We start from the raw sequence: 9,513 nt of genomic DNA on the forward strand, positions 1-9,513 counted from the left end.
ATGCTAGACTTGCTCGCTGATCTCTCTGATCAGCAGATCGGCTTCGTCCGCCGTTATTTTGCCTTGCTCCAAATCATTCATGATTTGCTCGATCGTCATGCTGCGTTTTGCCGGGGTGGCGCGCTTTCGCTCCAAATAAGCCGCCATGTCGTGAACGGTCGGATACGAAAAAATATCCGAGATCATGAAGACGCCGGGATAGGCTGCGTCCAGCTCCTTTTGCAGTCTGACCGCGAGCAGCGAATTGCCGCCCAAGTCCTCGAAGTTGGCAAAAATGCTGATCTCTTCAAGTCCCAGCACTCTCGCCAAGATGTGAGCGATCTCCTGGTCCCACGCCGTAATCTCCTGATGGTCTGCTTCTTTAATGATCGCAGTTTCTGTGGCTGACGAGTCTGCCGGATAGCTGCCGCTACCAATCGCCTGCGTGACGGCCCTCTCGATGGTTTCTCCCAGCACGTAATCGTGCACCAGACTGTGCCCGATCGTCTCCTTCGCAAGTCGGCGCTTCAACTGGCCGACGATGATCTGGCATTGCTCTGCGTGCAAAAGCTCTGTGAAGATCGCCGCCCCTTGTCTGGGCGTAAGGCTCTCGAACAGGCTCTGGCGGTTGTCGGCTTGGTAGGCTTGCCCCATCCCCACTTCTCGCCAGAGCGGCCAGTTGATCGTCAGCGCCTTTCTGCCTGCTTGGCGCATGTACGCGGCGTACAGGTCGAGGTAACTGTTGGCCGCAACGTAATCGCTCTGCCCGATGCCGCCTGTTACGGTGTGCATGCTGGAAAACATCACAAAGAAATCGAGATTGTCCGCTTCGGTGAGCTGATCGAGCAGCCGGGTGCCTTTTACCTTGGCAGCCAGCACTTCCCGGATGCGGCTTTCCGGTTTGCGCACTAGCAGCCCTTCTCCGGCTACGCCCGCACAATGAATCACGCCATGGATTGTGCCAGACTCGGTGCGGATCGTTTCCAGCAGTTGCCTGAGCTGACTCTCTTCGCTAATGTCTGCCGCGTGAATCTGCACGCTCGCACCCTGTTTTTCCATCTCGCGGATAGAGGCGATCTGCTGGATTCGCTGCTGATCTGCTCCTGCCGCTTCGATCTCCGTCCACGTTTCGCGCGCAGGCAATCCTTGGCGGCTGATGAGGTGGAGGTTTACCGGATGCAAGCGGCTGAGCTGCTTGCCGATTTCCAGGCCCAGTCCTCCGGTTCCGCCTGTAATTAAGTAGACGCCGTTTGCTTTGATTGCGTCGTCCTCTCCTGCTGCTGCCAGTGTCGTTTCCTGCAAACGCTCCACATATCGCTTGTTGTGGCGATACGCTACCTGGTACGGGGCAGCTGTGACCGCAAATTCCTCCACGACCTTATGCGGATCGGTATGGGCGTCGACATCGATGAACCGGATGCGAACGTGCGGAAACTCTTCTCGTGCCACTTTGCCAAGACCGAGCAAGCAGCCATGCTCCGGCCGCAGGGTGATCTCGTCGCCTGTCACGCGGTTGGCGTTGTCGCCGACGAGAATGATTTCCCATTCCTCGCCGTTACTCGGCTGAGCAGAAAGGCTGTCGAGCAAGTAATACAGACTGTAAAAGCCTCTTTGCTCGGCGTCATCGAGTCCTTTTGCCTCTGTGGCTCTGGCGTCCGTCATGCTCAGCAGATGAATGATCTTCCTGACCTTTTTCGCCTGCTGTTGCCATTGCGGCCACAAGTGATGGTAGTCCTCGCGATCCTTGACCTGCCCCGCTTCTTTTCCGGAGCCGATTTCAATTACTTCTCCGTAGACAGCGTCAAGCTGCTGCCGAAGCCGCTCCGCCAGCTCGCCTTCCCCTGTGAAGACGACGACGGTTTCGTCCGCTTTTTCTCGCGCAGGGGATGCTGTTTGCACCTCTTGGACGATCCAGTCTTTTTCGTAATAGCTCGCCGCCGTCAACTGCGTGCGCACTTGCTTGATCGTGTATCCTTCGATTTCCACAAGCACCTCGCCAGCGGGATTGACGATGTCGATGTCAAAAGTCGCCGTCTGATTTCCTTCCCCCAGCTCCCGCTGACGCACATAGCTGTAAATGGCGGAAGGGATCGGGCCATAGACGCGAATTTCCTGATAGTAAAACGGCAAATACAGCTGCTCATCAATGCTGCGTATCGCAATATTCGCGGCGTTGTCCAGCATCGCCGGATGATAGTGGTAGTGCGCTGCTTCTGCGCGTTGCGACTCGGAAAGCTCGATGGCAACGAGGCACTCCTTCTCGCCAACCCGCAGCTCCTTGATGTTGTTCCAGTGCGCTCCTGTCGTGATAAAGCCCCCATCTGTCTGCAAGTCCGGCGTGTCGCGAGCCGCAGGGAACGCCTTTTGGAGAGCCGCCAAATCTACGCGCTTTTGCTCCTGCATAGGGCGGCACAGCTTCCCTTCCGCGTGCTTGCGCCACGAGCCATCTGTCTGATCTTTGCTCGCGATGTAGAAGTGATGTTCACCGTCCGCTTTTTTCAGCGTGATTTGCAGCTCGTGGCTCTGCCCTTCCTGAAGCGAAAAGGGCTGCAAAAAGGCAAGCTCCTTGATGACGGTAAGCCCGCCCTGCTGCCTGCCGACCTCCAGCAGCAGCTCGATGTAGGCCGTGCCAGGCAATACGTACTCGCTGCCCACTCGATGCTCGCTCACGACCCAGTCTGTCGCCACGGAAAAAGAGGTCGTGTACACCGTCTGCTCAAGACTGTCGCACGTTGTCCCGCGAAGCAGCGGGTGCCCTGTCGTTTGCGGCACGGCTTGCCGATAGCCTTGGCTGCTGCTTTCCACCCAGCAACGCGTTTTCTGAAACGGATAGACGGGCAGACTGAGACGGCTGCAGCTGGCTGGGTCGTACATCCGTTTCCAGTCGATCGCTGCTCCCAAGACGTACAGTTCGCCCAAAGCTAAGTAAAAGGAAGCGTCTTTTCCTTGCGCAGTCTTGGCTGTCAGCAAGTCCTCTCCTTGCCGGGACAGCTCCTGCTTCTCCCGCTCGGTCCATTTTTTCTTCGCGCCGTGCTGTTGCTCTGGTGCTCCTCCGCTGACGACGATCTCGTGTACCTGGTACAACACCTGCTCAGCGGGAGCAAGACCGTGTCGTTTCAGGTGCCCCAGCTTGGCGAGCAAATCGTCGTAGCTGGTGAAAATGATCGCCAAGCGATGGCTGTAATGGCCGCGTCCCGTGCTCGCCGTATAGCACAAATCTTCCAGATCAAGCTCCCGGTTTTGCGATAAATGCGCGACATATTCCTCGACGAGCTTGAACAGCACCGCTTCGTCTTTGGCAGACAGCGGAAGCAAATAGAGCGAAGGTTCGACACTCTCCGGCTTTTGCTGCCTGGCGGGTACTTCTCCTACGACCATATGGCAATTGGTGCCGCTAAAGCCAAACGAGCTGATCCCGGCGATTCTCGGTTCGCCCGCAGTCGTCCACTCCTGGAGACGATCATTGACATAGACAGGGGAAGCAAAGAAATCAATGAACGGATTCGCTTCCAAAAAGTTGATGCTCGCCGGAAGCTGACCCTGGCGGATCGCCAGCATCACTTTGAGCAACGATGCCAGCCCCGATGCCCCAACCGTATGTCCGATATTCGTCTTGACGGTCCCGATCGCGCAAAACTGTTTTTTCTTCGTATGGCGGGAAAACGCTTTGACCAGTCCGTCAATCTCGATCGAGTCTCCCAATTTGGTTCCGGTGCCATGTGCTTCGATGTACGAGATCGCTTCGGCGGCAACTCCGGCTTCCTGCCACGCTTGGCAAATGACTTCTTCCTGCGCGCGCGAGTTTGGTGCCGTGATTCCGTCCGATGTTCCGTCGTTATTTACGGCGCTTCCTTTTATCACACCGTAAATGTGGTCCCGATCGCGAAGCGCGTGCTGCAACGGCTTGAGGATGACGACGCCGACTCCTTCTCCCCAAACCGTTCCGTTTGCCCGCTTGTCGAAGGTGCGGATGAGATAATCTTCCGACTCGACAAGACCGAGCATCGGATTTTTGATCGGGCTGTAATTGAGGTGAATCCCTCCGGCAATCGCCATGTCGCAAACGCCGGACTGAATCGCCCGGCACGCTTCATGAACGGCGACCAGTCCCGATGAGCACGAGGTGTCGATGACCAGGCTTGGCCCTTTTGCATTCAGCCAATACGAAATCCGGCTCGACAAGATCGCTGACCAGGTGCCGGACAACAGCAGCGGGTCTTTTTCCGCCGCATTGTCCCGGTACCATTGCCCCCACGTATGATCCGTGCCGATGTAGACGCCTGTATTCGTTCCGCTCAGCTCTTTGTAGTAGTATCCGGCGTCTTCGATCGCTTGATAGGACGTTTCCAGCATCAATCGTTGCATCGGGTCCATGAATTTCGCTTCGACAGGCGAGATTTGGAAAAAGCCGGGGTCAAACTGATCGATTCGCTCCAAATACCCGCCTTTAAAAAACCATTGATTTTTGTCGTTTTTGCCCCATAAACGCTCGTCGATGCAATCGCGAACGCGTGAATCGGGAAACTCGTCGATGCAATTTTGCTGATGTTTCAGTTGCTCCCAAAAGCGGGCGAGGTTTTCTCCTTTTGGAAATTTGCCTGCCATGCCGATAATCGCGATTTCTTTGTCCGCTATCGGCTCGGTCAGCTTTTGACACTGCGCAAGCAACGCGGCAGCATCGGTCGGATGTATTTTTTGCGAAGCGACCAGTTCGAAAATGAGTTGTTCTACTGCCGTCATTACACACCTCCCCCTTTGTTTTTGTAGGCGCCAAGCGCTTCGTGTACGGAGATTTCCCGGCTGGCCAGCCGCTGCAGCAAATCCAGCGTCGTCGTTTCGCTGGCGGCATCTGCGGCACCTGCACTAGGCTGCTGCTTGCTATCTATGTAATCAGCCATCTCCGAGATCGTGGAATAAGTGAACACATCGGAAATATTGAGAATTGGCCCGTACGTTTCTTCGAGAAGCCGGAACAAATAGACAGCCAGGATAGAATTGCCTCCCATGCTGTTGAACTTGGCGGAAACGCTGATTTCTTTGACCCCGAGAACTTGCGCCCAAATTTTCGCGACTTCTTTTTCTGTCGCAGACAAGCTCGTTTCGTCCTGATCCAAAATGCGCAGCGGCTGCTGCTCGCCAGGACGATCCGCTTTTTCCTCGCGTGGAGCTTCGAGCTGTCCGCGGAAAAAGCTTGCCAGCGAATCGCTCAGGACGTAATCGTGCGCCAGACTGTGTCCGATCGTCTCTTTCGTGAGTCGGCGCTTCCATTGACCGACGATGATCTGGCTTTGGTCGGCGTGCAAAAGCTCTGCAAAGATCGCCGCCCCTTGTCTGGGCGCAAGGCTCTCGAAAGGACTGTGGCGATTGTCCACATCATACGCCTGCCCCATGCCTACGTCTCGCCAGAGCGGCCAGTTGATCGTCAGCGCCTTTTTGCCTGCTTGGCGCATGTACGAGGCGTACAGGTCGAGGTAGCTGTTGGCCGCGACGTAATCGCTCTGGCCTGCACCGCCAGTCACCGTGTTCATGCTGGAAAACATCACAAAGAAATCGAGATTGTCCGCTGCGGTGAGCTGATCGAGCAGCCGGGTGCCTTTTACCTTGGCAGCCAGCACTTCCCGGATGCGGCTTTCCGGCTTGCGCACAAGCAACCCTTCTCCGGCGACGCCCGCGCAATGAATCACGCCATGGATCGCTCCAGCTTCTTTGCGAATGTTCTCAAGCACTTGCCGAAGCTGGCTTTCTTCGCTAATGTCTGCCGCGTGAATCTGCACGTGCGCGCCCTGCTTTTCCATCTCGCGGATAGAGGCGATCTGCTGGATTCGTGGCTGATCCGTTCCTGCCGCTTCGATCTCCGTCCACGTCTCGCGCGCAGGCAAGCCTTGGCGACTGATGAGGTGGAGGTTTACCGGATGCAAGCGGCTGATCTCTTTGCCGATTTCCAGACCCAGTCCTCCGATTCCGCCTGTAATTACGTAGACGCCGTCTGCTTTGATTGCGTCCCTGTCTTCTGCTGGTGCGAGTGTCGTTTCTTGCAAACGTTCCACATATCGCTTGTTGTGGCGATACGCTACCTGGTACGGGGCAGCTGCGACTGCAAATTCCTCCACGACCTTACGCGGATCGGTATGCGCGTCGACATCGATAAACCGGATGCGAACGTGCGGGAACTCTTCCCGTGCCACTTTGCCAAGGCCAAGCAAGCAGCCGTGCTCCGGCCGCAGGGTGATCTCGTCGCCTGTGACGCGGTTGGCGTGTTCGGCGACGAGGATGATTTCCCATTCCTCGCCGCTACTCGGCTGGGCAAACAGACTGTCGAGCAAGTAATACAGACTGTAAAAGCCTCTTTGCTCGGCGTCATCGAGTCCTTTTGCCGCTGGGGCGCTGGCGTCCGTCATGCTCAGCAGATGAATGATCTTCCTGACCTTTTTCGCCTGCTGTTGCCATTGCGGCCACAAGTGATGGTAGTCCTCGCGATCCTTGACCTGCCCCGTTTCTTTTCCGAAGCCGACTTCAATTACTTCTCCGTAGACAGCGCCAAGCTGCTGCCGAAGCCGCTCCGCCAGCTCGCCTTCCCCTGTGAACACGACGACCGTTTCGTCCGCTTTTGCTGGCAAAGGAGATACCGTTTGCGCTTCTTGCGCGATCCAGTCTTTTTCGTAATAGCTCGCCGCCGTCAACTGTGTGCGCACCTGCTTGATCGTGTATCCTTCGATTTCCACAAGCACCTCGCCAGCGGGATTGACGATGTCGATGTCAAAGGTCGCCGTCTGGTTGTCTTCCCCTTGCTCCCGCTGGCGCACATAGCTGTAAATGGCGGAAGGGATCGGGGCGTGGACGCGAATTTCCTGATAGTAAAACGGCAAATACAGTTGCTCATCGATGCTGCGAATCGCGATATTTGCCGCGTTGTCCAGCATCGCCGGGTGATAGTGGTAGCGAGCGGTTTCTGCGCGATACGGCTCGGCAAGCTGGATGGCAACCAGACATTCTTCACCTGCCAATCGCAATTCCTGCAAGTTGTCCCAGCGAGCGCCTGTCGCGATGTAGGCTCCGCTTGCTTGCAGATCGGCTGCGCGGGCCGCCACCGGGAGCTTCTGCATGAGAGCGGGCAGGTCTACACGTTTTTGCTCTTGCGTCGGGCGGCACAGCTTTCCTTCTGCATGCTTGCGCCACGAGCCGTCCAGCTGATCTTTGCTGGCGATGGAAAAATGCTTTTCTTCGCCCGCTTTTTTCACCGTGATGTGCAGTTCGCAGCTCTCCCCGTCCTGAAGCGAAAAAGGTTGCAAAAAGGCGAGGTCCTTGATGACGGCAAACCCGCCTTGCTGCCTGCCCACTTCCAGCAACAGCTCGATGTAGGCCGTGCCAGGCAAAACATACTCGCTGCCCACGCGATGCTCGTTCAAAACCCAATCGTCTTTGACCGACAAGCCGACGGTATACGTCACCTCGCCGGAAGCACTTTCCCTTGCAGGCAAGCTCGTGAGCAACGGATGCCGCAGCTCTTGTGGACGTGCGGGCGACTGTTTGTAGGCCGCGAAGTCCTCCTGGTTGAGCCAGCAGCGAACTTTTTGAAAAGGATAGACAGGCAGGCTGATGCGGTTGCACGCGATCCCTGCGTACAGTTGCTCCCAGTCGATTTCGGCGCCTGCGACGTACAGCTCTCCCAAGGACACATAGGCAGGCAACTCTCTGTTTGGCAAAGCGCTTTTCATGTCTTGCAGTTTTTGCTCAGCCTGCAGCGTCCGTACTTGCTTTTCTTCCTCTGTCACTCTTCGCCAGACGCCAGCCCCAGCCCGCCCCATGGTTGTGTCGCCGCCCGCTTCCCCTTCGTGAACCTGGTAGCGCACGTTTTCTCCCGAGGCAAGACCGTGTTTCTTGAGCTGTTCCAGTTTGTAGAGCAGATCGTCGCAGTCGGTAAAAACGATCGCCAGCCGATGACTGTAGTGACCGCGCCCTGTGCTCGCCGTGTAGCACAAATCGTCCAGATCAACTTGCCGATTGCGGGATACATAAGCGGCATATTCCGCGACAAGTGTCAACAGCACCTGTTCTTCCTTGGCGGACAGCGGAAGCAAATGAAGCGAAGCTGCTTGCTGTCGCTCGGCAAAAGCGGGCGGAGCCTCTTGCAAAACCATATGGCAATTCGTGCCGCTCAACCCGAACGAGCTGATCCCTGCCGTGCGCAGCGCTCCGGCTGTGCTCCATTCGCGCAGCTGGTCGTTCACATAAACCGCGGACGAGCTGAAATCAATATTTGGATTCGGCTTTTGAAAATGCAGCGAAGGAAACAGCTTTTTGCTTTTCATGGCGTGGATTACTTTTACCAAGCCAGCAATTCCGGCGGCATGATCGAGATGGCCGATGTTGGTTTTGAGCGAACCGATGGCGCAAAATTGCTTTTTCTTCGTATAGCGCGAAAATGCGCGGGAGATTCCTTCTATTTCAATCGGATCGCCTAGCTTTGTCCCCGTTCCGTGCGCTTCGATATAGCTGATCGTCTCGGGATCGATGCCAGCTATCTCCCATGCCTCGCAAATGACTTCTTCCTGCGCTTTCGAGTTTGGCGCGGTGATGCCGATCGAATTGCCGTCCTGGTTGATCGCGCTGCCTTTAATCACCGCATGAATATGGTCGCGATCCTCCAGCGCCTTTTTCAGCGGCTTCAACAGAACGGCTCCCATGCCCTCGCCTTTTCCAGTGCCATCGGAGCTGGCATCGAACGTTTTCGTTCTTTCGTCTGAGGACTCAATCCCGATTTTGACGTGCTCATGACTTTTCAGCGGGAAAAGGTGCAGCTTGATTCCGCCTGCCAATGCCAGATCGCAAGAACCTTCGATGAGCTGGCGGCAGGCAAAATGAATCGCGACCAGAGTGGAGGAGCAAGCCGTATCGATGGCGACGGCTGGCCCCTTCAAATCGAGCAGATACGAAATGCGGCTGGCGATAATCGATTGGATGTTGCCGGGGATCGCGATCCCCATCGCTTCCGGTGCCAGCAACTGGATACCTTTTTTGTACACTTCGCCAAAATCCGTGCTGTAGCCAATAAACACCCCTGTCTTGCTGCCTGCCAGCTTCGCGCCCCCATAGCCAGCCTCTTCGATCGCTTCCCAGGCCAATTGCAAAAACAGCCGCTGATTCGGGTCCATCAGACTTGCTTCGCGTGGGGATATTTGGAAAAAGCCCGGATCAAACTGATCGATCTCGGGCAAATATCCAACTCGGTCAAACTGCGCTTTGGCTTGGTCGATGGGAAGCATGGGCAGGAAAAGGGCAGCATTTTCCTGCCTGTTTGCCGGGATATCCTGGATGGAGTCGATGCCCAGGTGCAGAAGCTGCTCCAGCCGGGCGTTCGTGTCACCCTGGCCTAGCCGGGCGGCGATCCCCACAATGGCAATGTCGTTATCCGTCTCCTTTTGCTGATCCTGTCGCAAATAATGAATCAGGTGTGCGGCAATGTTTTTATCCAATTGCCCGGAGCCGACCTGCTGCAATATATAGGAGTACATCTCTTCTTTTTTTGCCATAAGC

Annotated in this window: 2 protein-coding genes; both read right to left on the minus strand. The window is 56.1% G+C overall.

Annotated features, from left to right (window positions below; genetic code table 11):
* Positions 1–3: 3 nt before the first annotated feature.
* A complete protein-coding gene (locus HP435_RS15070; protein ID WP_173599533.1) occupies positions 4–4,719 on the minus strand; it encodes a type I polyketide synthase in 4,716 nt (1,571 codons plus the stop codon).
* Entirely contained in the window at positions 4,719–9,509 is a 4,791-nt protein-coding gene (locus tag HP435_RS15075) for a type I polyketide synthase (RefSeq protein ID WP_229049682.1), read from the minus strand. The genes HP435_RS15070 and HP435_RS15075 overlap by 1 nt, the downstream gene beginning before the upstream one ends.
* Positions 9,510–9,513: the final 4 nt, after the last annotated feature.

The organism is Brevibacillus sp. HD3.3A (genome assembly GCF_013284375.2).
GTDB classification, from domain to species: Bacteria; Bacillota; Bacilli; order Brevibacillales; family Brevibacillaceae; genus Brevibacillus; species Brevibacillus parabrevis.